Origin of the sequence: Pseudoduganella dura, assembly GCF_009727155.1 — a bacterium.
GTDB classification, from domain to species: Bacteria; Pseudomonadota; Gammaproteobacteria; order Burkholderiales; family Burkholderiaceae_D; genus Rugamonas; species Rugamonas dura.
Map to the genome: position 1 here is coordinate 5,405,355 of NZ_WNWM01000002.1, position 21,138 is coordinate 5,426,492.

14 protein-coding genes are annotated in these 21,138 nt (G+C 67.2%); 9 read left to right on the forward strand and 5 right to left on the reverse strand.

The features are described 5' to 3' along the window. The first annotated feature begins 123 nt into the window (after positions 1 to 123). Entirely contained in the window at positions 124 to 1,998 is a 1,875-nt protein-coding gene (locus GJV26_RS23725; RefSeq protein ID WP_155711137.1) for a hypothetical protein, read from the forward strand. Positions 1,999 to 2,103: 105 nt separating this feature from the next. On the opposite strand, the gene GJV26_RS23730 is transcribed toward GJV26_RS23725, so the two are convergent. Together GJV26_RS23730 and GJV26_RS23735 are read right to left on the reverse strand one after the other, a co-directional pair. Beyond that, positions 2,104 to 3,342 (reverse strand): MFS transporter, encoded by a 1,239-nt coding sequence (locus GJV26_RS23730; protein ID WP_155711138.1) that lies wholly within the window; start codon positions 3,340 to 3,342, stop codon positions 2,104 to 2,106. 78 nt (positions 3,343 to 3,420) lie between these two features. Further along, complete coding sequence (locus tag GJV26_RS23735) at positions 3,421 to 6,306, reverse strand: TonB-dependent receptor plug domain-containing protein (protein ID WP_155711139.1); 2,886 nt, start codon at positions 6,304 to 6,306, stop codon at positions 3,421 to 3,423. 311 nt (positions 6,307 to 6,617) lie between these two features. On the opposite strand from GJV26_RS23735, the gene GJV26_RS23740 reads away from it, so the two are divergent. The 4 genes from GJV26_RS23740 to GJV26_RS23755 are packed head-to-tail and all read left to right on the forward strand — an operon-like array spanning position 6,618 to position 13,202. Further along, the gene (locus tag GJV26_RS23740) at positions 6,618 to 8,228 is read left to right on the forward strand and encodes a DUF1302 domain-containing protein (protein WP_155711140.1); all 1,611 of its coding nucleotides are present in this window, start codon (positions 6,618 to 6,620) and stop codon (positions 8,226 to 8,228) included. 23 nt (positions 8,229 to 8,251) lie between these two features. Beyond that, positions 8,252 to 9,616: a DUF1329 domain-containing protein gene (locus GJV26_RS23745; protein WP_155711141.1), complete on the forward strand. Its 1,365-nt coding sequence runs from the start codon at positions 8,252 to 8,254 to the stop codon at positions 9,614 to 9,616. Then, a complete protein-coding gene (locus GJV26_RS23750) occupies positions 9,616 to 10,791 on the forward strand; it encodes a WD40/YVTN/BNR-like repeat-containing protein (protein ID WP_229419412.1) in 1,176 nt (391 codons plus the stop codon). The genes GJV26_RS23745 and GJV26_RS23750 overlap by 1 nt, the downstream gene beginning before the upstream one ends. Next, entirely contained in the window at positions 10,788 to 13,202 is a 2,415-nt protein-coding gene (locus tag GJV26_RS23755) for an efflux RND transporter permease subunit (RefSeq protein ID WP_155711142.1), read from the forward strand. Before GJV26_RS23750 ends, GJV26_RS23755 begins: the two co-directional genes overlap by 4 nt. Positions 13,203 to 13,219: 17 nt before the next feature. Here GJV26_RS23755 and GJV26_RS23760 read toward each other — a convergent pair whose 3' ends face one another. The 3 genes from GJV26_RS23760 to GJV26_RS23770 form a co-directional block, all read right to left on the reverse strand. Next, entirely contained in the window at positions 13,220 to 14,035 is an 816-nt protein-coding gene (locus tag GJV26_RS23760; protein WP_173346259.1) for an arylamine N-acetyltransferase family protein, read from the reverse strand. Between the two features lie 47 nt (positions 14,036 to 14,082). After that, positions 14,083 to 15,504, reverse strand: coding sequence for a glycoside hydrolase family 28 protein (locus GJV26_RS23765; RefSeq protein WP_155711144.1), 1,422 nt, complete (start codon positions 15,502 to 15,504; stop codon positions 14,083 to 14,085). A 148-nt stretch (positions 15,505 to 15,652) separates the two neighbouring features. Continuing rightward, complete coding sequence (locus tag GJV26_RS23770) at positions 15,653 to 16,753, reverse strand: NADH:flavin oxidoreductase/NADH oxidase (protein WP_155711145.1); 1,101 nt, start codon at positions 16,751 to 16,753, stop codon at positions 15,653 to 15,655. Positions 16,754 to 16,881: 128 nt separating this feature from the next. On the opposite strand from GJV26_RS23770, the gene GJV26_RS23775 reads away from it, so the two are divergent. The 4 genes from GJV26_RS23775 (at position 16,882) to GJV26_RS23790 (ending at position 21,131) form a co-directional block, all read left to right on the forward strand. Continuing rightward, entirely contained in the window at positions 16,882 to 17,766 is an 885-nt protein-coding gene (locus GJV26_RS23775) for a LysR family transcriptional regulator (protein WP_155711146.1), read from the forward strand. After that, on the forward strand, positions 17,763 to 18,536 hold the full coding sequence (hisN, locus tag GJV26_RS23780) for a histidinol-phosphatase (protein WP_155711147.1): 774 nt from the start codon (positions 17,763 to 17,765) through the stop codon (positions 18,534 to 18,536). Before GJV26_RS23775 ends, hisN begins: the two co-directional genes overlap by 4 nt. A 349-nt stretch (positions 18,537 to 18,885) precedes the next feature. Further along, positions 18,886 to 20,082, forward strand: coding sequence for a XylR family transcriptional regulator (locus GJV26_RS23785; protein ID WP_155711148.1), 1,197 nt, complete (start codon positions 18,886 to 18,888; stop codon positions 20,080 to 20,082). Continuing rightward, entirely contained in the window at positions 20,079 to 21,131 is a 1,053-nt protein-coding gene (locus GJV26_RS23790) for an aldose epimerase family protein (protein WP_155711149.1), read from the forward strand. The genes GJV26_RS23785 and GJV26_RS23790 overlap by 4 nt, the downstream gene beginning before the upstream one ends. Positions 21,132 to 21,138: the final 7 nt, after the last annotated feature.

Sequence of the window (21,138 nt, forward strand, 5' to 3'; positions counted from 1 at the left end):
GCCAGCGAATCGATTTTCTGTCCATGGCCGGACTGGACGCATCGTCAGACCATACGGTGACGCCTCCGGATTGGCTGGCACGCCAGGACATGGAGGAGACTTATACCTAAACAAGGAGACACAATGCACAATGCATCGGACCTGAAGAAATCCACATCGAGCGTGGGCACCTGCGCGATCCTCGGACTGGGACTGGGACTGGGACTTGCCGGCTGCGGCGGGGGCGGCGGCAACATTGCTGCCGAGCCTGCCGCTACGTCCATCACGACCACGCCCGCCACCGCCGCCGTGACGGAATCCAAGACCGCCGACAATGTCGTGACTGGCATCTTCACGACCGGTATCGTGGAAGTGGACGGTGCACGGACACAGGCCGTCGCCGTCAAGTACAACATCGAGCTCAAGGGCGCCAATATCGATGCGAACACGTTCGAGCTGTGGGATTATGCATTGAACAAAGCTGTCGAGATCGGTTCGAATCCCGGGGCTTTCAAGGCGGCCTATATCGACGACGAGCCGTACGATACCGACGGCAAGACCGGCACGGGCAACTACGTCGTCATCACCGTCAATACCGATTACCAGCTCGCCGCCGTGCCGAAATACCAGGCGGCCATGGCGGCCGGCGTCAAGCAGCTTGCAGCGTTCAAGACCGCGGGCGGTACGCAAGTGACCGCAAGCCCGACCGAATTCACCAACTACACCGTGGTCACGACGGTCAATAACCAGGGGGTGACCACCTATACCAACACGGCCAGGGCCAACACGTTCAACATCACCAACATCAGGAATTTCAAGCGCTTCACGAACGACACGGCCGACGTGCTGGGCTATACGCCCGACGGCGCGGCGTTCCATGCCACCAACTGCTTCGATGAGATCGACGGCCTGCTGCATGACGTCGACCTGCCTTATGCGCTCTTCGTGCCCGCCGATTATGACGCGACAAAAAAATACATGCTCGTGGTGCACGTGGAAGACGCCGGCGCGCTCGGCAGCGACCCGACCATTACCCTGACCGAGGCCAAGGCCAATGTCAACTATGCGTCCGCCGAGGTCCAGCAGCTGGCAAGGGACCAGGGGTATGCCGGCTTGATCGTGGTCGCGCCGCAGATTCCCGCCGCGCTGCGCAGCACCCGCGACAACTATTCGACGAGCGCGGCCGTGCCGGCGACATGGCAGCTGCTGGACAAGATTACCGCCGCCTACAACATCGATGCCGACCGCATCTATGCTTCCGGCCAGTCCATGGGCGGCATGCAGGTGGTGGCGATGGCGGCCCAGCGGGACAATTACTTCGCCGCCGTCTGGCCGGTCGCCTCCCAGTGGGGCAGCAACAACAGCCTGGAAGTGCCGTATGGGGGCGTCAAATACTACCCGTCGAATGACGCGACGATCTGGAAACAGGACGCCCATGGTAACGCCGTCGACCACCGCAACTGGTACTACATGATTTCCGACGACAACATCCTCATCGACAACTGCATTGGCGACGGCTTCTCCTCGTCGATATGGGGTGAGGCTGCCGCCCTGTACAAGGACCTCACGGGCAATGCAATCGACATCAAGGGCAGCCGGTATGCCAAGTTCAATCCGGTGACCAGCCCGCTCGATGCCCAGAATGCGGCGGTGCGGGCCCTGGTCGCTTCCGCCGATTTCAGCAATCCCGACTTCGGCATGATCTGGGAGGCCTACGAAGGCGGCAGCCACAGTATCACCTGGGTCTACGCACACCGCATCGTTGCCAACTACCAGTGGCTCCTGAGCCAGAGCCGGCAGTCGGAGATGAATCGCAAGAAGCTGGACCTGAACAAGCCCTTTGTTGCCGCCACGGTGCAGAAAACCGATGCCGCCCACCTGATCTTCACCGACAAGGCCTACTACTACAAGACGCCCGCGGCAGGTTCCGGCACCGCCGGCTACAACACCATGTTCGAGGACCCGAACGGCAACGTCTTGCGCGCGCCCGGCTGGACCGCTGCGGAACTGGGGTATTGATCCGGACGATTGACCCACGGGGCGCGGCCGCCAGGCCGCGCTTCTTTCACACCTCGCAGCACGCATCGAGCCCGTAGCCGAATCGTCCAGCACGCCCCCGCAACTTCATGCGTCCGCCAGCATTTGCCGGTTCGCCAGCGATGGAAACAGCCGCATCCAGCACGCCACGATGGCGATGGTGCCGATGCCGCCGAGGAGCACCGAGGGTACCGCCCCAAGCCAGCCGGCGGTCAGGCCGGATTCGAATTCGCCCAGCTGGTTCGAGGCGCCGATGAAGATGGAATTGACGGCGCTGACCCGACCGCGCATCTCGTCCGGCGTTTCGAGCTGCACCAGCGACTGCCGGATCACGACGCTCACCATGTCGAAGGCGCCGCTGCAGGCCAGCGCCGCCATCGACAGCGCGAATGACGTGGACAGGGCGAACACGATCGTGGCGACGCCGTACAGCGCCACCGATGCGAACATCAGCCTGCCCACGTTGGCCCGGATCGGATGCCGTGCCAGGTACAGCGAGACGAGCAGCGCGCCCACGGCGGGGGCCGAGCGCAACAGCCCGAGGCCCCACGGGCCGGCATGCAGGATGTCGCGGGCGAAGATGGGCAGCAGGGCCGTCGCGCCGCCCAGCAGCACCGCAAACAGGTCGAGCGAGATGGCGCCGAGCACTTCCTTGCGCCGCCAGATGAAGCCGACGCCGGCAAACAGGGTTCCCAGCGTGACCGGCGCGCGGCCGCCCGGCACCCAGTCGACACGGACCAGGGAAATCATCGCGATGGCCAGCAAGAACAGCGCGCCGCACACCGCATGCACCGCCAGCGCACCGGCCACGTAGATGAAGCCGCCGATGGCCGGGCCGAGGATGATGGCGAACTGCGAACCGGCGGAATTGACGGCCAGCGCGCGCGGCAGCTCGATGGCCGGCACCAGCCGCGGCAGGATCGCCTGCTGGGCCGGCATCTGGAATGCCTTGGCGATGCCCAGGCCGACGGACGCGAGCAGGATGACTTCGCGGCCGATCCAGTGGTTCAGCGTGCCGATGGCCAGGAGCACGGCGATGGCGACCTGGCCGGCCAGGCAGTATTGCAGGATGCGCCGGCGATCGTAGCGGTCGACGATCTGGCCGGTCACCAGCGCGAACGCGAGCGCCGGGAAAAACTGCGCCAGCCCCACCAGCCCCAGGTCGTAGGCACTGTGCGTGAGGTCGTACATTTGCCAGGCAACGACGACCATCAGCATCTGGATCGCCATCGTCGAGGCCATGCGGCTGAAAAAGAAATGGCGGAACGCCGGGAAGGCGGACAGGGGATTGCCGGCGTTCCCGGCCGGATTGCTGGTGACGGACATGCATTACCTCGAACAATGAAAAAAACCGGCGGCGCCATTGCAGCGCCGCCGGGCAGGTGGAAACGAGCATCGCGACCGTCAGAACAGCGTCCTCACCCCCACCGTGAAGTAGCGCCCGCGCGGATCGTCGGCCAGCGCGAAGCCATCCCGCAGGCCGGCCCTGGTGCCGTTGCCCGAGAACGCGCCCACGGGCGGCTCCGCGTCGAACAGGTTTTCCATGTTGAAGTAGAGCTGCGCGTCGCCCCCGCCGATGTCGAACTTGTACGCCAGGTTCAGGCCGGTGGTGGCGAACGAGCGGATGTGGTTGTTTGCCCATACCTCGGCCGGGTCGCCGGAGAGCTTCATCTTGCTGCGCCAGCGCTGCGTGATGTCCACGGTCAGGTCGCTGACCGGCCGGAAGCGCAGGAAGCCCGACAGGCGCACGGCCGGCGTGGCCGCCATGCCGCCCGGGCCGAACGCCACGCCGCCCTGGTCGACGGTGGCCAGGCCCGGCTGGCGGTAATACACGTGCGGCTGCCACGCGGTCAGGAAGCGAAACGATGCAGGGCGGTCGAACACCCTGGCCGTGTAGTTGGCTTCGAAGTCGAGGCCGGTGGTCTCGACTTCGGCAATGTTGACGCTGCGGTTGATCCAGGCGGTGACGGCGTTTGCCGCCGAGGTGTCGGAAAACCCGTTGGGGCGCCGTTGCAGCGCGCAGTACGGCGACGTGCCGCCGCTGGCGTAGCAGGCGGCCTGGAACGCCGTCGTCGAACCGCTGACCGTGGTGATCGCGTCGGAAATCCTGATCCGGTAGGCATCGATGGCAAAGCTGAGCTTCGGCAGCGGCTTCCACACCAGGCCCACCGTCGTCGTGTTGCCGATTTCGGCGGTCAGGTCCGGGTTCGATTCGTCGATCTGGCCCACGGTCGGGCTGGTGCCCGTCAGCAGGTCGGTCGGCCGCACCTGCACCATCGACGTCGGCGCGAACAGGTCATACAGCGTGGGGGCGCGGATATCGCGCGAACGGGCGGCGCGCAGGCGCAGCGTGTCGGCGATGCTCCAGTCGATGCCGGCCTTCCATGTCACGTAGTTGCCGCTGGTGTTGTACGACGTGTAGCGCGCGGCGCCATTGAAGTTCAGGCTCTTCGCCCATGCGGCATCCTTGAGGAGCGGCACGTCCACTTCGCCGGCCACCTCCCAGACGCGCTGGCTCACGCCTTGCGGGCTTTCGCCGAACACGTATTCGGTCAGCGCCGCGCCGCGCGTGCAGTTCAGCGTCAGCCCGGTGCAGTCGACCAGGTCGGTCGGGCGCGAGCTGCTGTCCGACTTGAACGACACCTCGCGCCATTCGGCCGACAGCGCCGTGTTGACGGGGCCCGCCCAGCTGTCGAACGGCGTGCCGGTGACCGAGCCGGAGACATCGTTCATCTTCGTGGTGGAGCCGAAGCGCACGGTGTCGGTCACGTAGCCGATCGCCTCGGCCGAAGCCGCATCGGGCCCGAACACGTTCAGCGGCACGCAGCCGCTGGCCAGGCCCGGATTGGTGACCGTGATGTTGCAGACGGTTTGCCCGCCGTTGCTGACCGCGTCGAGCGCGGCGGACAGCTTCTGGCGATTGAGCACGTTGGACAGGTCGGTATCGAGCTTCGACGTGCCATGTGTGTAGTCGAGCTCCCAGCGAGCGCCGCCGAGCCTGCCTTCCAATCCCGTGGTGAAGACCCATTGCTTCGAATCGGAATCGGCCGTGATGCGCGGGATCTCGCCGAGGAACTTGGAGAACGTGAACGTGGGCTGCGCGGCGGGGATCAGCGCGGCGTACTGGGCCGGCAGGAAGGCATTGGTGCGGCGCAGCGAAACGCCGTTCAGCTGGTTCGTCTCGGCAAAGCTGGTATTGGTCTTGAGGTTGCCCGACACCTGCGCATAGGCCCGCACGCCGTCGGCCAGCTGGTAGTCCGCGCGGCCGAACAGCTGCGTGCCTTCCAGCCGTGCCAGCAGGCCGGAATCCCAGTAGCCGCCGTCGCCGCCCACCTCGATGGCCGAGGTGCCGGTGGCCGTGCCGGCCACGAAGGGGCCGAGCACGCCGTTCTGCTTGAAGACCTGGCCGGCCAGCGCGCCACTGGTGACCAGGCCGCCGAACGGAAAGCTCTTCTGCCGCAGGTTCGTTTGCAGCGTGTACGGGTTTGCGGCCGTGCCGGCGCCCGTCACGCCCACCTGGTTCAGCCAGTCGCGATCCGAGCGGCGGTCGATGCCGTCTTCCTTGCGATATTCCACGCCGGCTTCGAGGTGCAGGCCGCGCGCTGGCGTGCCGCCCCAGGCCAGGCCCATGTTGCGGCGGGCGGCGTCGCCCCGTTCCGACAGGCCGTAGCTGGCGTCGACCTTGAAGCCGTTGAACTTGCGATCGATGACGTAGTTCACCACGCCCGTCATGGCATCGGACCCGTACACCGCCGAGACGCCGCCGGTGACGATATCGACCCGCTCGACGAACATCTGCGGGATCAGGTCCACGTCCACCGCGCCGTTGTACAGCGTGGGCGGCACGCGCTTGCCGTCCATCAGCACGAGCGTGCGGGTGGCGCCGATATTGCGCAGATTGAGCTGGTTGGCCGAGCCGTTGCCGCCCGCCGCGCTGCCGGACGTGGTGGGATTGCTGCTGGCGCCGCGCGAGCCGGCGAACACCGGCAGGGTGTTCAGTGCTTCGGCCAGCGTGGCGCCAGGCTTCGAGGTCAGCAGGTCATCGGTGCTGACGACGGTGGTCGGCGAGGGGCTGCTGTCGCCGTTCCTGATCACGCGCGAGCCGGTCACGGTGACGGTCGTGAGCGCCGGTTCCGCCGGGGAACCGGCCACCGGCGCGCCGTCGGCAACCGGGGCCGCTGCCGGGGCCGGCGCCTGTGCAGAACCGGCGGCCGCGGACTGCGCGGCAGCCGTGCCGCAGATCGACAGCGCACTGACGCCGCAGACCACGAGGTCTTGAAGTTTGCTCATATGTCTCCTTGTTGGTTTTTTCTGGAGCGGAACGGTCGCCTGCTGAAAAAGCAGGCGGCGCCGGATGGAGCGTAACGAGATGTGGCGGGCAAGGCTTTACACAAAATTCAGGTTTGCTTGCACCTTTGCGGCGGCGATTTTCTGCCGAAGGGGCAGGGCGCGCCGTGGCGAAAAACACCGAACCTAAAGTGCCAGTGAATCTGAGTTTTGTGCAACGACGCGCATTCGCGCCTCCCATATTCTTGAAGCACTCAAATCAATTGGCGAGTAGCGGGACACCGCCACATCGCCAGGAAAAACCAGGAGACACGATGAAAAAGCACTCTGGCGCAACCGCGTTCCGACACAGGCGCAGGACAGTGGCCGGGCTTGCCGCGCTGGCCGGAACGCTGGCCGTCTGCGGCACCGGCCATGCCGCCGACCTGAACCCCGGGGGCGCGTGGCAGATCCGCTGGGACAACACCATCAAGTACAGCGCGGGTTATCGGCTCGATAATCCGGACAGCGCACTGGTGGCCGGCGCGGCCAAGGTCAACAACGATGACGGCGACCGCAACTTCGACAAGGGCCTGATCTCGAACCGCGCCGACCTGCTGACCGAGTTCGATATCCAGAAGGATGGCTTCGGCCTGCGGCTTTCCGCCGCGGCCTGGTACGACACGGTCTACAACAACCCGACGTCGAACACCTCGGCAGCTACAAGCAACAACGTCCGCGCGCCCTATGACCGGTTCGCGGACGAGACGCGCCGTATCGCCGGCCGGAACGCCGAGATGCTCGACTGGTTCGTGTTCGGCACCAACCGGATCGGCGATTCCACACTGTCATACCGGCTCGGGCAGCATTCACTGATCTGGGGCACGTCGCTGTTCTTCGGCATGAACGGCCTGGCCAAGGGCATGGCGCCGATCGACCTGTACAAGCTGTCGATCCCGGGCGCGCAGGCCAAGGAAACCACGATCCCCGTGCCGCAGCTGTCCGGCACCCTGCAACTGACCGACGATACCAGCGTCGAGGCCTACTACCAGTTCAAGTACCGGCCCACCCGCCTGCATCCGGCCGGCAGCTACCTGAGCGCGACGGACATGCTCGGCGCCGGCGCCGAATCGATTTTCGCCGGCCCGCTGAAGCTCGATTTCGCCGGCATGGTGAAGGGCGACCTGCCCAACAACTTCGGCGTGGCGCTCAACACCCGCAGCGGCACGCTCGATGCGGACCTGGGCCTGTATGCGATCCGCTACAACGATGCGTCGACCCAGGTGGTGACGCAGGCATCGACCCGCAGCTACTATCTGGCGGTGCCGAACAACGTGCGCGCCGTCGGCGCCAGTATCTCGCGCCTGGTCGGCATCGCCAACGTGGGGCTGGAGGCGTCGATGCGCTTCGGCCAGCCTCTGGTCGCACGCTCGGGCACCGTGGTGATCCCGGCCGGTTCCACCAGCAGCTGGCTCACCGACAACGTGCCGTTCCCCACCGGCCGCACGACGCACCTGAACCTGTCGAGCACGATGGTGACGGGCGCTTCGGGCCTGTGGGACGGCGCGAGCCTGGTCGGCGAGCTGTCGGCCAACCACCTCAACAGCGTGCAGCGCAATGGCGCCAAGGTCGACGCCACGCTGAACAAGACCAGCTTCGGTACCCGCGTGATCCTCACGCCGACCTGGTACCAGGTGGCGCCGGGCGTGGACCTGAGCCTGCCGCTGAACGTGGGCTGGTCGTTCAAGGGCCGCTCGGTGATCGATACCGCGTTTCCGTTCTCGGGCAGCCCGGACCACGGTGGCGAAATCATCGTCGGCGTGAGCGGCGTCTACCTGAACCGCTGGAACGCCAACCTGTCGTTCATCAACTACAAGGGCAAGGTGAGTTCCCAGCCATTGCTGGACCGCGACTACCTGCGCTTCAGCCTGCAGGCCAGCTTCTGATCCACAAGAACCAAGGAGACAACATGATCGCCCCCTACCTGAAATCCGCCGGCGCGCTGCTGGTTCTCGGCCTGGCAACGGGCATGGCCACCGACCTGGTGGTCGGTGCCGCCCTGGCGCAGGACCTGAAGTCCGGTACCCTGACACCCATCGGCGCCGAGCGCGCCGCCAACAAGGACGGCACGATTCCCGCCTGGGACGGCAAGCCGGTCAATACGCCGCCCGGCGCCGGCAACAAGCGGCCCGACCCGTTCGCCGCCGAAAAGCCGGTGCTGTCCATCACGGCCGCCAACATGGCGCAGCACGCGGAAAAGCTCACCGACGGCACGAAGGCGCTGCTGGCGAAATGGCCGGGCATGCGCGTCGATGTCTATCCGACGCACCGCAGCGCGGTCTTCGCCCAGGCGATCTACGACGCCGTGGCGCAGAACGCCACGCGCGCGAAGCTGACCAACAACGGCCTGACAGTGGAAGGTGCGTATGGCGGTATTCCCTTCCCGGTGCCGAAGAACGGCCACGAGGCACTGTGGAACCACATGCTGAGCTATCGTGGCCAGCTGACCACGTTCACGGCCGACAAGTATGTAATGACGTCGGGCGGCGACCGCGTTCTGACCAACCGCCAGCGTACCAGCCTCGCGTATCCGTACTATGACCCGAAAGGCAAGCCGGATGCCTTCAGCGGCGAATGGGCACGCGCCCGCCTGGATGTCACCGAGCCGCCCGCCAACGCCGGCCAGGCCATGATGACGATCGATTATGTCGACAACTACGCGCGGCCGAAGGATGGCTGGCAGTACGTGCCGGGGCAGCGCCGCGTGCGCAAGTCGCCGTCGCTGGTGTACGACACGCCGGATCCGTCCGCCGCCGGCGTGGCCAACTTCGACGACGTCAACCTGTTCATCGGCGCGCAGGACCGCTACAACGTGAAGCTGGTGGGCAAGCGCGAGATCTATGTCCCGTACAACAATAACGGCCTGTTCCGCAAGCCCGTCAATGACGTGATCGGCAGGGGCACGCTCAATCCCGACGCGGTGCGCTGGGAACTGCACCGCGTATGGGTGCTGGAAGCCACGCTGCGCGAGGGCAAGCGCAACGTGGCCGCGAAGCGCCGCCTGTACCTCGATGAAGACACCTGGCAGGCCGTGCTGGCCGACAGCTGGGATGCGCAGGGCAAGCTGTGGAAGACGGGCCAGGCCTTCACGCTGCTGGCCGGCGATGAGCCGTCCGCCAGCACCTTGAGTTACACATGGCACGACCTGCTGTCCGGCGGCTGGGTGTATGCCGGCGCGATCAACGAAACGGGCGGCGTGGCCTACCAGGACTTCGACAGCAAGCAATTGAACCGCTTCACGTCGAGCGCGCTGGCCAGCGGCGGCGTGCGCTGATGATGCAGCCGTTCATTCGCAGCGGCAAGCACGCTGCCGCGCTAGCCGCAACCCTGGTGCTGGTGGTGGACTCCGGCGTACTCGCAGCCGTCCCCGAAGCCGGAAGGCCGCCTGCGGCACTGCAACGGCCGGCGCTGGCGGTGGCCCGGCCGGCCGCCGCCAACCTGCAGGCGATCGCTCGCACGGGCAACCGGCTGGTAGCCGCCGGCGAACGCGGACTGATCATTTATTCCGACGATTCCGGCCGGCACTGGACGCAGGCACGCGTGCCGGTCAGCGTGACCGTGACCGCGCTGCGCTTCGCTGCCACGGCCGGTGGCAATGCGCGCGAAGGCTGGGCGGTGGGGAACATGGGCGTGGTGCTGCGCACCACGGACGGCGGCGCCAGCTGGATACGCGTGTTCGACGGTGCCGCCGCCGCGGGGCTGGCCGTACAGGCGGCGCGGCAGGCGTGGGACAGTGTAAAGCCCGATCCGTCGGAAACGGAACACCCGCTGAACCGGCTGCTCGACGATGCGCGGCGCCTGGCCGACGAAGGCGCCGACAAGCCTTTCCTGGACATCGCGCAGCGCGCCGATGGCTCGGTATGGGTGGTGGGCGCCTACGGCCTGGCGTTTTCCACCGCCGACGGGGGCCGCACCTGGCACGCGCGGATGAAGGACCTGCCCAATCCCGAGGGTGTCACCTGGTACGGGATTGCCTCGCGAGGACAGGAGCGTTACCTGTTCGGTGAACAGGGCGCGCTGCTGCGCGCCGCGGCGCAGGACGGCGCCTTCGCCGCGCAGGCTTCGCCCGCCGCGGGCAGCCTGTTCGGCTCGCTGGCGCTGGACGACGGCTCGCTGCTGCTGTTCGGCCTGCGCGGCAAGGTGTACCGGAGCGGGCAGCCGGGCGCGCCATGGAGCACCGTGCAGACCCCGGTCGACGCGTCGCTGGTCTCGGGCGTGCAACTGCCCGACGGGACGGCGTTGCTGCTGGGCTCGGCCGGCCAGATCGTGGCCAGCCGTGATGGCGGCCGCAGCTTCAACGTTCTTCCTCTTCAACCCCGGTTTCCATTCGCCGGCGCCGCCGTGGCACCGGATGGAACGCTGGTGATCGTCGGCGCGCGCGGCCTGCTGCGCATGGCGCCGCCCGGCCGCGCCGCCGGGATTTCGACCATGAGGGCAGCCAGACCATGAACACGCATCATCATGACGACGCGGGGCCCGCCGGAGCGGCATCCTTCGATCCCGCCTCCGGCAACCGCATCGAACGCTTCGTGTTCGGCCACCGCCGCTGGCTGCTCGGGCTATGCCTGCTGGCGACATTGCTGCTGGGCTGGCAGACCACCCGCATCGTGCCGAACGCCAGCTTCGACGGCATGCTGCCGATGACCCATCCGTACCTGCAGAACTACGTGGCCGAACGCAGGAACCTGGTATCGCAGGCGAACAGCCTGCGCATCGTCGTCGAGCACAAGGGGGGCGGAAGCGTGCTCGACGCGGCCTACCTGGACACGCTGCGCCACATCAACGACGACGTGTTCCTGCTGCCCGGCGTGGTGCGCGGACAGCTGAAATCGCTGTGGACGCCGTCGACGCGCTGGACCGCCGTCACCGAACGCGGGTTCGAAGGCGGCACCGTGATCCCTGATGACTTCGACGGCAGCCCCACCGCCTTGCAGCGCGTGCGCCTGAACATCGAGCGCTCCGGCGAAGTGGGGCAGCTGGTGGCGCGCGACTTCCAGTCCAGTGCGCTGATCGTGCCGCTGGCCGAGCGCGACGAGGCCGGCCGCGAACTGGACTACGCCGCCCTGTCGCGGCAGCTGGAAGGCCTGCGCGCGAAGTACGGCAACGAGCGCATCGCCCTGCACATCACCGGCTTCGCCAAGGTGGCTGGCGACCTGCTCGAAGGGTTGGTGCAGGTGCTGGCCTTCTTTGCAATCGCCGCACTGATCGTGACGGCCATCGTGTTCTGGTACACGCGCTGCCTGCGCAGCACGCTGCTGGTGGTGGCCTGTTCGCTGGTCGCCGTGGTGTGGCAGCTGGGCATGCTGCCGCTGCTGGGCTATGCGCTCGATCCGTATGCGGTGCTGGTGCCGTTCCTGGTGTTCGCCATCGGCATGAGCCACGGCGCGCAAAAAATGAACGGCATCATGCACGATATCGGGCGCGGCATGTCGCGCCTGGCCGCGGCGCGTTTCACGTTCCGCCGCCTGTTCCTGGCCGGGTTCACGGCGCTGGCCTGCGATGCGGTGGGCTTTGCCGTGCTGATGATGCTCGACATCGCCTCGATCCGCCGGCTGGCCATCACCGCCAGCCTGGGCGTGGCGATCCTCGTGTTCACCAACCTGATCGTGCTGCCGGTGCTGCTCAGCTACACCGGCGTGAACCCGGGCGCCGCCCGCCGTGCCGCGCATGCCGACGTGGACACCGGCCGCTCTTTGTGGACCTGGCTATGCCGGTTCACCGAGACCCGCTGGGCCGTGGGCGCCATCGTGACCGCGGTGGTGCTCGGCGGCGTCAGCCTGCATGCCAGCCGCCTACTGCAGGTCGGCGACCTGGATGCCGGCGCGCCCGAGTTGCGGCCGCAGTCGCGCTACAACCTCGATAACGCCTACCTGACCGGGCATTACAGCACCAGCAGCGATGTGCTGGTGGTGATGGTGCGCACGCCGGTGCAGGGCGCGATGAAGCATGCCGCGCTGGAAAAGGTCGACGAGCTGGAATGGCGGCTGCGCCAGGTGGCCGGCGTGGAAACCACGCAATCGGTAGCGTCGCTGGCGCGGCAGACGGCGGTGGCCATGAACGAGGGCAATCCGCGCTGGTACGAGCTGCAGCCGAACCAGGGCGCGCTCAACGCGGCCAGCGCGAAGGCGCCACGCAGCCTGGTCAACGCCGACTTCTCGCTGCTGCAGGTTCAGGTCTACCTGGCCGACCACAAGGCGCAGACGCTGCGCCGCGTGACGGCCGCGGTGGAAGCCTTCGCCAGGGACAACGACAGCGCCGACGCGAAGTTCCTGCTGGCGGCCGGCAATGCGGGCTTCGAGGCCGCCACCAATGCCGTGGTGGAGAAGGCCAATCATGAAATGCTGCTGCTGGTGTATGCGGCCGTGGTGCTGCTGGCCTGGGTCACGTTCCGCTCGTGGCGCGCGGTGGCCTGCGCCATCATCCCCCTGGCGCTGACGTCCGTGATGGCCGAGGCGCTGATGGTGTGGCTGGGCATCGGCCTGAAGGTGGCCACGCTGCCGGTGGTGGCGCTGGGCGTGGGCATCGGCGTCGACTACGCGCTGTATGTGCTGAGCATCATGCTCGCCCAGTTGCGCGAGGGCCGCACGCTGGCCCAGGCCTACCACCGCGCGCTGCTGTTCACCGGCAAGGTGGTGATGCTGACGGGCGTGACGCTGGCGCTGGCCGTGGCGACCTGGGCGTTCTCGCCCATCAAGTTCCAGGCCGACATGGGCATCCTGCTGGCGTTCATGTTCGTCGTCAACATGATCGGCGCGCTGGTATTGCTACCGTCGCTGGCGCGCTTCCTTCTGAAGCCAGCGACGACGGCAGCAGCGAGGACGGAGGAGGCGGCAGAACGTCCGGCCGGCTGTGCCGCCTGAGCCAGCGGCATCGCAAATCAGGCCGCTGCCTGCCGCCGCGCGATGGCATCGAGCTTCGCGGCCAGCCCCGGAACCCGCCCGGCGGCGAGGTCGAACGTGGTTTCCAGGACCTGCGCGATCTCGTCGCCCGAGGCCAGGTCGCGCCGGATGCCGGGCCTCCCCGGGCCCTGGAACGAATAGCGCGCGTTGTGCAGCACGTGCCGGCCGTCGTCTACGGTGCGCACGGCGATCAGGTCGCGGGTGAAGTGGGAGACCGGATTGGTCGACACGTACCAGTTCGACATGTCGAAATCGGCCGGATACGCCGGCCGCGGGTCGAACACGTACAGGTGCAGCCATTCGCCGCCGGCTTCCGCTTCGAGCCGCCATTCGTCGCCGAGCCGCACCAGGCGATACCGGCCATGCGGGGTGTCCTGCACCAGGTCCGGAACGAGGCGCAGCGGCGCCGTCGGCGTCATCTTGCCGAAGCCGGTGTCGGACATCATCCGCTCGCCTTCCACGTCGACCAGCAGCAGCATGTGCGTGCGGGGCGTGACCGCGTCCGGCGCGGCTGTCATGCGCACGCGCGCCAGGAGCGCCGTCGTTTCGAAACCCAGCAAGGCGAGGGCATGGCGGTACAGGGTGTTGTGCTCGAAGCAGTAGCCGCCGCGGCGCGCGGCGAATTTCTCCAGCAGTGCCGGGATTTCCAGCGAAACGTTCAGGCCGGCGAGCGGGTTCAGGTTTTCGAACGGGATCGCCTGGATGTGGGCCCGCTGCAGGCGGGCGAGGGCATCGAGCGACGGCGCCGCGCCGGGGCGCACGCCGAGCAGGTCGAGATAGGCATCGATGGACACTGCATTCTCCGCAAACGTTAACGGAAACAGTGTAAATCAACCCGGCATCATGCCCGGATAAACCCTTCGACGTTCTCAGTCGTCACCACCGTGCCGGTCACTCTCGCCACGCGCACGCCGCGCATCGACACGTTGCGCACCGGCGCCTCCCGCTCGGCCTTGATCAGGCAAAGGAACTTCGCTTCGCCCACGATGATGTTGCTGACATGGAGACCCTCGATAGGCGTGAGCCGCCGTTCGTACGTGGGCAGCAGGGTCTTCCACTGGTACAGCACGTCCGTTTCGACGGCCAGCACGCCGCCCTTGATGCTGGTGGCCGTCACGTTCGACACGTGGATGTTCTTCACGAAACCGCCGCGCCGCTCGTTGGTCTTCACGTACAGGATGTTGTTGATCGTGCTGGCCGCGCCCGAACCGGTATTGTCGAAGTGGCAGTTGTCCACGAAGACATTCTCGACGCCGCCGGAAAGCTCGCTGCCGATCGCGCACAGCTGGTGGCCGTTCCTGATGCGGCAGTTGCGCATCACGATGTTGCGCGCCGGCGTGGCCAGGCGCCAGGCGTCCCGGTCGCGGCCCGATTTCACCGAGATGGCGTCGTCGCCCTGGTCGAACACGCAATCCTCGATCAGCACGTTCTGGCTCATTTCCGGGTCCACGCCGTCGTTGTTGTGGCCTTGGGCCGTGATCTTCACGCGGCGGATCACCACGTCGTTCGTCAGGTAGGGGTGCAGCATCCAGAACGGGCTGTCCTGGATCGTGATGTCTTCCACCAGCACGTGGCGGCAGCGGTTGAACTGCACGAACTGCGGGCGCAGGTTCGCTTCGCCCTTCGTCATCACGCGCTGTTCCACCGGCACCGGGGTACCGCCTTGGGCCGACACCTTCGCCGACATGTCGTACAGCGCCACCAGCGCATCCATGTGCGGCTTCGGCCGCTTGTACCAGATGCTCCACACGTCCAGCTTCGCGCGCAGCGTGCCTTCGCCGGTCAGCGCCACGTTCTCGCATTCATATGCGTAGACGAGCGGCGAGTAGTTGTAGCACTCCAGCCCCTCCCACGTGGTGTGCACGGCGGGCAGGTAGTCGGCCGGGTTTTCCGAGAACAGCAGCGTGGCGCCTTTCGCCACGTGCAGGTTGACGTTGCTCCTCAGGTGGATCTTCGCGGTCGGCCACACGCCTTGCGGCACCACCACGATGCCGCCGCCGGCCGCGTGGGCGGCGTCGATCGCGCGGGCGAGGGCATCGGAAGTCCTGCGCTGGTCGGCCTGGTCGGCGCCGAAGTCGGTGATGGGGAAGCGCGGCGCGCCGGTGAAATCCGGGATGCGGATGGCCGGCATGTCGAACGGCGCCGTCACGTTCACTTGCTGGCGTGCCATGCCCCCCGGCTGCAAGACCGAGCAGCCGGCCAGCAGGGGCGCGGCGAAACCGGCCAACATCACCTTGCGGCGCCCGCGGTCAATGGGCGACATGCCGATGACCGGCGTACCGGTGAATATTTTGCTGGTGGACGGCACGATGCGATTCTCCCTGGCTGCAGATGACGCATGGTACGTCGCGCAGGCGCCCCGCGGGAGCGGGGCCGGAGAATCGATCAGGATGTTGACTTGAGGAAGGTAATCAGGACGCCATCGCGTACCGTTCCAGCCAGTGCGCATACGGCGCCGGCAGCACCCACGACGGGCGCGCCAGCCCCAGCTCCTTGGCGGCGCGGTACGGGTAGTGCGGGTCGGCCAGCAGTGCGCGGCCCACCATCACCAGGTCCATCTGCCCATCCGCGATCACGCGATCGGCATTGGCCGGCGAGTCGATGCCCCACGAGGCGGCGACCGGCAGGCCGGCTTCGCGGCGCACGCGCTGCGCGATCGGCGCCAGGAACGCCGGACCCCATGGAATCGCGGTCTTGGGGATCGAGAAGCCCACCGATACGTTCAGAAGGTCCAGCCCGCCCTCGCGCATCTTCGCCGCCAGGGCGATGGATTCGTCCAGCGTTTCCTCGTCGCGGCCGTCGTATTCGATCACGCCGAAACGGGCCGTCAGCGGCAGGTTCTCCGGCCACACCTCGCGCACCGCGGCCAGCGTTTCGAGCAGGAAGCGGGTGCGGTTCTCGAAGCTGCCGCCGTAGATGTCGTCGCGCTGGTTGGCGTGCACCGAGAAGAAGGTCTGCGCCAGGTAGCCGTGCGCGAAGTGGAGCTCGAGGTACTTGAAGCCGGCATCGCGGGCACGGCGCGCGGCCTGCACGAAATCGGCCTTGACGCGTTCGATGTCGGCGATCGTCATCGCCTGCGGCACTTTCGGCAGGTTGGCGCCGAACGCGATCGCGGACGGGGCGATGGTCTGCCAGCCGCGCGGGTCGGTGTCGGGGATGTGGTCGTCGCCTTCCCACGGCCGGTTGGCGCTGGCCTTGCGGCCCGCGTGGGCGATCTGGATGCCGGGTACCGCGCCGCCGGCCTCGATCGCCGCGGCGATGCGCGCCATGCCCTCGGCCTGGGCGTCGTTCCACAAGCCGGTGCAACCCGGGGTGATGCGGCCTTCCGGCGACACGGCGGTCGCTTCGACGATCACCAGGCCGGCGCCGCCGCGCGCGATGCTCGTGTAGTGGGCCAGGTGCCACTCCTTGGTGAAGCCGTCGACGGCGCTGTACTGGCACATCGGCGGTACCGCGATGCGGTTGCGCAGCGTGACATCCTTGAGTTTGAATTCGGTGAAGAGTGCGGTCATGGTTTGGCTTTGGTTGCGTGGCTGTCATGGCGCCGGCTGGTCTGGCCAGCTGGCAGGACCGTGAACTGTATGCGAACGCCGGGATCATGTAAACTAATGGGAGCTTATCCCCACCATTAGAATTACTTATGCATCCTCCGCAATGGCTGCAATCGTTCACCGCCCTGGCCCATACCGGCAGCTTCACGCGCGCCGCGGAGAGCCTGGGGCTCACCCAAGCCGCCGTCAGCCAGCACGTGCGGCAGCTGGAAGACCGCCTGGGGCCGTTGCTGATCCGCCGCCCGCGCGCGATCGAGCTGACGCCGGCCGGGGCGGCGCTGCTGCGTTACTGCGGCGAAATCGAGGAAGCGGACCGCCGCCTGGCCGCCCGGCTGGCCGACGAGGATGCCTGCTGCGGCGACGTGGGGCTGATCACGCCGGGCAGCCTGGGCCTGTTCATCTATCCGCTGCTGCTGGAATTCCAGCTTGCGCATCCCGGCCTGGCGATCCGCCACAAGTTCGCGCCCGACCGGGAAACGCTGGAGCAGGTGCTGGACAAGCGGTATGACCTGGGTATCGTCGCGCTGAAGCCGGACGATCCGCGCCTCGCCGCTTCCCGGTTCGCGGAAGAGGCGCTGGAGCTGGTGGTGCCCGCCGGCGCTCCCGTGAACAGCTGGGCCGACCTGCAGGTGCTCGGATTCATCGACCACCCGGAAGGGCACGCGATGGCCACCCGGCTGCTGAGCCGCGTGTTCCCCGGCAACCCGGGCATCGCCAGCGTGCCATCGCGCGGCTTTTCGAACCAGGTCGGCCTGTTCCTCGAGCCGGTCGCGCGCGGGCTCGGCTTCACCGTCATTCCCACCCATGCGCGGCGCGCCTTCGCCCGGCCGGACGCCATCCGGGTCATCGACACCGCCACGCCGGTGGTCGATACGCTGTGGCTGATCCACCGCGCCGAATGGCCGCTGCCGGCGCGCGCCCGGCGCGTGGCCGATCACCTGCGCGAACACATATCCGAGAGGACCATCCGATGATCGACGAATATCTGGACTTCGCCCGCCAACTGGCCGACGCGGCCGCCGCCGCCGCGCTGCCGTACTTCCGCACGCGGCTCGATGTCGCCAACAAGGAACCGGGCGCCTACGACCCCGTCACCGTGGCCGACAAGGCCGCCGAGCGGGCGATGCGCGAGCTGATCCGGGCACGCTACCCGGAGCACGGCATCGTCGGCGAAGAAGAGGACAACCACCAGGGCAGCAGTCCGTATCACTGGGTGCTCGATCCGATCGACGGCACGCGCTCGTTCATCTGCGGCCTGCCGCTGTGGGGCACGCTGATCGCGCTGAACGACGGCAAGCGGCCGGTCGTGGGCGCGATGTACCAGCCGTTCACACAGGAGTTCTATGCCGGTTCGCCGGAAGGCGCATGGCTCAACTGCGAACCGCTGCGCACGCGCCCCTGCGCCGGCCTGGGCACGGCGCGCCTGATGACCACCGGGCCGGATTTCTTCCGCATGCCCGCCCAGCGCGCCGCCTTCGACGCGATCGCCGCGGACGCGCAGCTGGTGCGCTACGGCGCCGACTGCTATGCGTACTGCCTGCTGGCGGGCGGCCATATCGACGCCGTGATCGAGGCGGGCCTGAAGCCGTTCGACATCCAGGCGCTGATCCCGATCATCGAAGGCGCCGGCGGCATCGTCACCACGTGGGACGGCGGCGACGCGCAGCACGGCGGCACGATCGTCGCCTGCGGCGATCGGGCGCTGCATGCGCAGCTGGTCGACCGGCTGCACTCCGCCGCCTGACACCGGGGTCAGACCCCAGTTTTCGGAAATATTTCCTGGAACCGGGGTCAGACCCCCATTTTCGGAAACATTTCCCGGAATCGGGGTCTGACCCCGGTTTTTGGCAACACGCATGGTGTTGTAAAAAATCGGGGATTGTCCCTGTTGTAAGAATGCGCCGGATAGCCCGGGCGCCGGTTATCGCGATTCGTTCACCGGGCTTGCAAACGTTGTCAAGAAACGCAATACTGCCCGGTGATTTTCACAATTGCAGCTGGCACACGCTGTGATCAAAATGCTACGATTCGCTCGCTGCGCCTCGACCACAACAATAATGGCGTCCACAACCGAGCACGGGGAGACAGACAACATGCTGAGAACGCATCGCATCGCGCTGCTTTTCAACGCCAACAAGATTTTCGACCGTGAAGTCATCACCGGCATCGCCGGCTACCTGGCCAGCACCCGCACCGCGTGGGACCTGTTCCTGGAAGAGGACTTCCGGCTGCGCCTGTCCGGCATCGACGGCTGGCAGGGCGACGGCATCATCGCCGACTTCGACGATCCGCACGTTGCCAGCGCGCTCGCCTCGGCGCGCGTGCCGCTGGTGGCCGTCGGCGGATCGTACGAGAACCAGGCCGACTACCCGGCCGGCGTGCCGTACGTGGCGACCGACAATTTCAAGCTGATCAAGCTCGCCTACGACCACCTGATCGAGGCCGGCCTGCGCAACATCGCCTGTTTCAGCCTGCCCGAGGCGCAGGAAAACCGCTGGGCCCAGGAGCGAGAAAAGGCGTACAGCAGGCTGCTGCTGCGCGACAAGCTGCAGCCCGAGATCTACCGCGGCCGCGCCACCAGCGCGCAGCACTGGAGCGAAGCGGTGGAGCAGCAGATCGCCTGGCTGCACAGCCTGCCCAAGCCGGTCGGCATCATCGCCGTGACGGATGCGCGGGCGCGCCAGCTGATGCAGGCCTGCGCGCTGGCCGGCATCGAAGTGCCCGAGCAGGTGGCCGTGATCGGCATCGACAACGATCCGCTGGCGCGCATGCTCACGCGCATTCCGATGAGTTCCGTGATCCAGGGCGCGCAGGAGATGGGCCGCACCGCGGCGCACCTGCTGGACCAGATGCTGCATGGCGTGCGCCTGCCCGATACACGCATCCTGGTGCCGCCATCGGGCATCAACGTGCTCGCCTCCAGCAAACACGAAGCGGGCAAGCACCCGCACGTGATGCGCGCGCGCCATTTCATCCGCCAGTACGCGTGCCAGGGCATCAAGACCGACCAGGTGGCCGAATACGTGGGCATTTCGCGCTCGTCGCTGGAGGCGCACTTCCGCGCGGAGCTGGGCCGCAGCGTGCATGACGAGATCCTCCGGCTGCGCCTGGAAGCGGCCACCGGCTACCTGGCGCGCGGCGGCTGCAACCTGACGGACGTGGCGATCCGCTGCGGCTTCACGTCCAGCCAGTACATGCACTCCGTGTTCAAGCGGGAGCTCGGCTGCACGCCGCGCGCCTGGCAGGAACGCCAGCGCGGCGCCGAGGCGGCCGGCGACCTGCAGGGATGAAGATCATGCCCATGATCGCCGCCTCCAGCGCCACGGCCCGGCAATTCACGCTGACGAACGCGTTCGGCATGCGCGTGACGATCAGCGAGCGCGGCGCGGCGCTGGTTTCCTGGCTGGCGCCGGACCGCTACGGCCGCATGGCCGACATCCTGCTCGGCTACCCGGACCACGAGCAGCTGCGCCTGAACGGCAAGCTGCATAACGCCTGGTTCGGCGCGATCATCGGCCGCTGGGCCAACCGCATCGCGCACGGCCGCTTCATGCTCGACGGCCGGGTGGTGCAGGCCGACGTCAACGATCGCGGCAACCTGCTGCATGGCGGCGAAGCCGGCTTCCATGCGGCGCACTGGGAGGGCGAGCTGGCGCACGGCGGGCTGGCGCTGTCGTATGTCTCGCCGGACGGGCAGGGCGGCTTTCCCGGCACGCTGGCCGTGCAGGTGTTCTACCAGCTCGACGACGACGGCAGCCTGTCGATCGAATACCAGGCCACGTGCGACGCGCCCACGCCGGTCAACCTCACGTCGCATCCGTGCTTCAACCTGAACGGCGGCAGCGCCGACGTGGGCGACCACATGCTGCGCATCGACGCCGACGATTACCTCGTCACCGACGCGGTCGGCATCCCGGTGCGCCGCGCCAGCGTGGCCGGCACGCCGTTCGACTTCCGCCAGCCGGCCGCGATCGGACCGCGCATGCGCTGGCCCGAACCGCAGATCGGCATGGCCGGCGGCTTCGATCACTGCTATTGCCTGCCATCGGACCCCCGCGAGCCGCGGCGCCTGCGCAATGTGGCGTGCGTCGTCGATCCCGGTTCCGGGCGCCAGCTGGACGTGTCGACCACCGAGGCGGGCCTGCAGTTTTACAGCGGCAATGGCCTGACAGGCATCCGCGGCCGCAACGATGTGACATATTCGCGACACGACGGCTTTTGCCTGGAAGCCGGCGCCTACCCCGACCAGCTGAACCATAAAAGCGCGGCTGCCGTGATTCTGCGCCCCGGGCAGGTGTACCGGCAAACCACGGTCTACCGGGTATCGCTGCAAACGTGAAATTTCG

Bases quoted from the DNA above. Each gene is read 5' to 3' on its own strand.
- GJV26_RS23740 (WP_155711140.1), top strand. From the start codon at position 6,618: ATGAAAAAGCACTCTGGCGCAACCGCGTTCCGACACAGGCGCAGGACA.
- GJV26_RS23765 (WP_155711144.1), bottom strand. From the start codon at position 15,504: ATGTCGCCCATTGACCGCGGGCGCCGCAAGGTGATGTTGGCCGGTTTC.
- GJV26_RS23790 (WP_155711149.1), top strand. From the start codon at position 20,079: ATGAAGATCATGCCCATGATCGCCGCCTCCAGCGCCACGGCCCGGCAA.
- hisN (WP_155711147.1), top strand. From the start codon at position 17,763: ATGATCGACGAATATCTGGACTTCGCCCGCCAACTGGCCGACGCGGCC.
- GJV26_RS23755 (WP_155711142.1), top strand. From the start codon at position 10,788: ATGAACACGCATCATCATGACGACGCGGGGCCCGCCGGAGCGGCATCC.
- GJV26_RS23730 (WP_155711138.1), bottom strand. From the start codon at position 3,342: ATGTCCGTCACCAGCAATCCGGCCGGGAACGCCGGCAATCCCCTGTCC.
- GJV26_RS23770 (WP_155711145.1), bottom strand. From the start codon at position 16,753: ATGACCGCACTCTTCACCGAATTCAAACTCAAGGATGTCACGCTGCGC.
- GJV26_RS23775 (WP_155711146.1), top strand. From the start codon at position 16,882: ATGCATCCTCCGCAATGGCTGCAATCGTTCACCGCCCTGGCCCATACC.
- GJV26_RS23725 (WP_155711137.1), top strand. From the start codon at position 124: ATGCACAATGCATCGGACCTGAAGAAATCCACATCGAGCGTGGGCACC.
- GJV26_RS23745 (WP_155711141.1), top strand. From the start codon at position 8,252: ATGATCGCCCCCTACCTGAAATCCGCCGGCGCGCTGCTGGTTCTCGGC.
- GJV26_RS23735 (WP_155711139.1), bottom strand. From the start codon at position 6,306: ATGAGCAAACTTCAAGACCTCGTGGTCTGCGGCGTCAGTGCGCTGTCG.
- GJV26_RS23750 (WP_229419412.1), top strand. From the start codon at position 9,616: ATGATGCAGCCGTTCATTCGCAGCGGCAAGCACGCTGCCGCGCTAGCC.
- GJV26_RS23785 (WP_155711148.1), top strand. From the start codon at position 18,886: ATGCTGAGAACGCATCGCATCGCGCTGCTTTTCAACGCCAACAAGATT.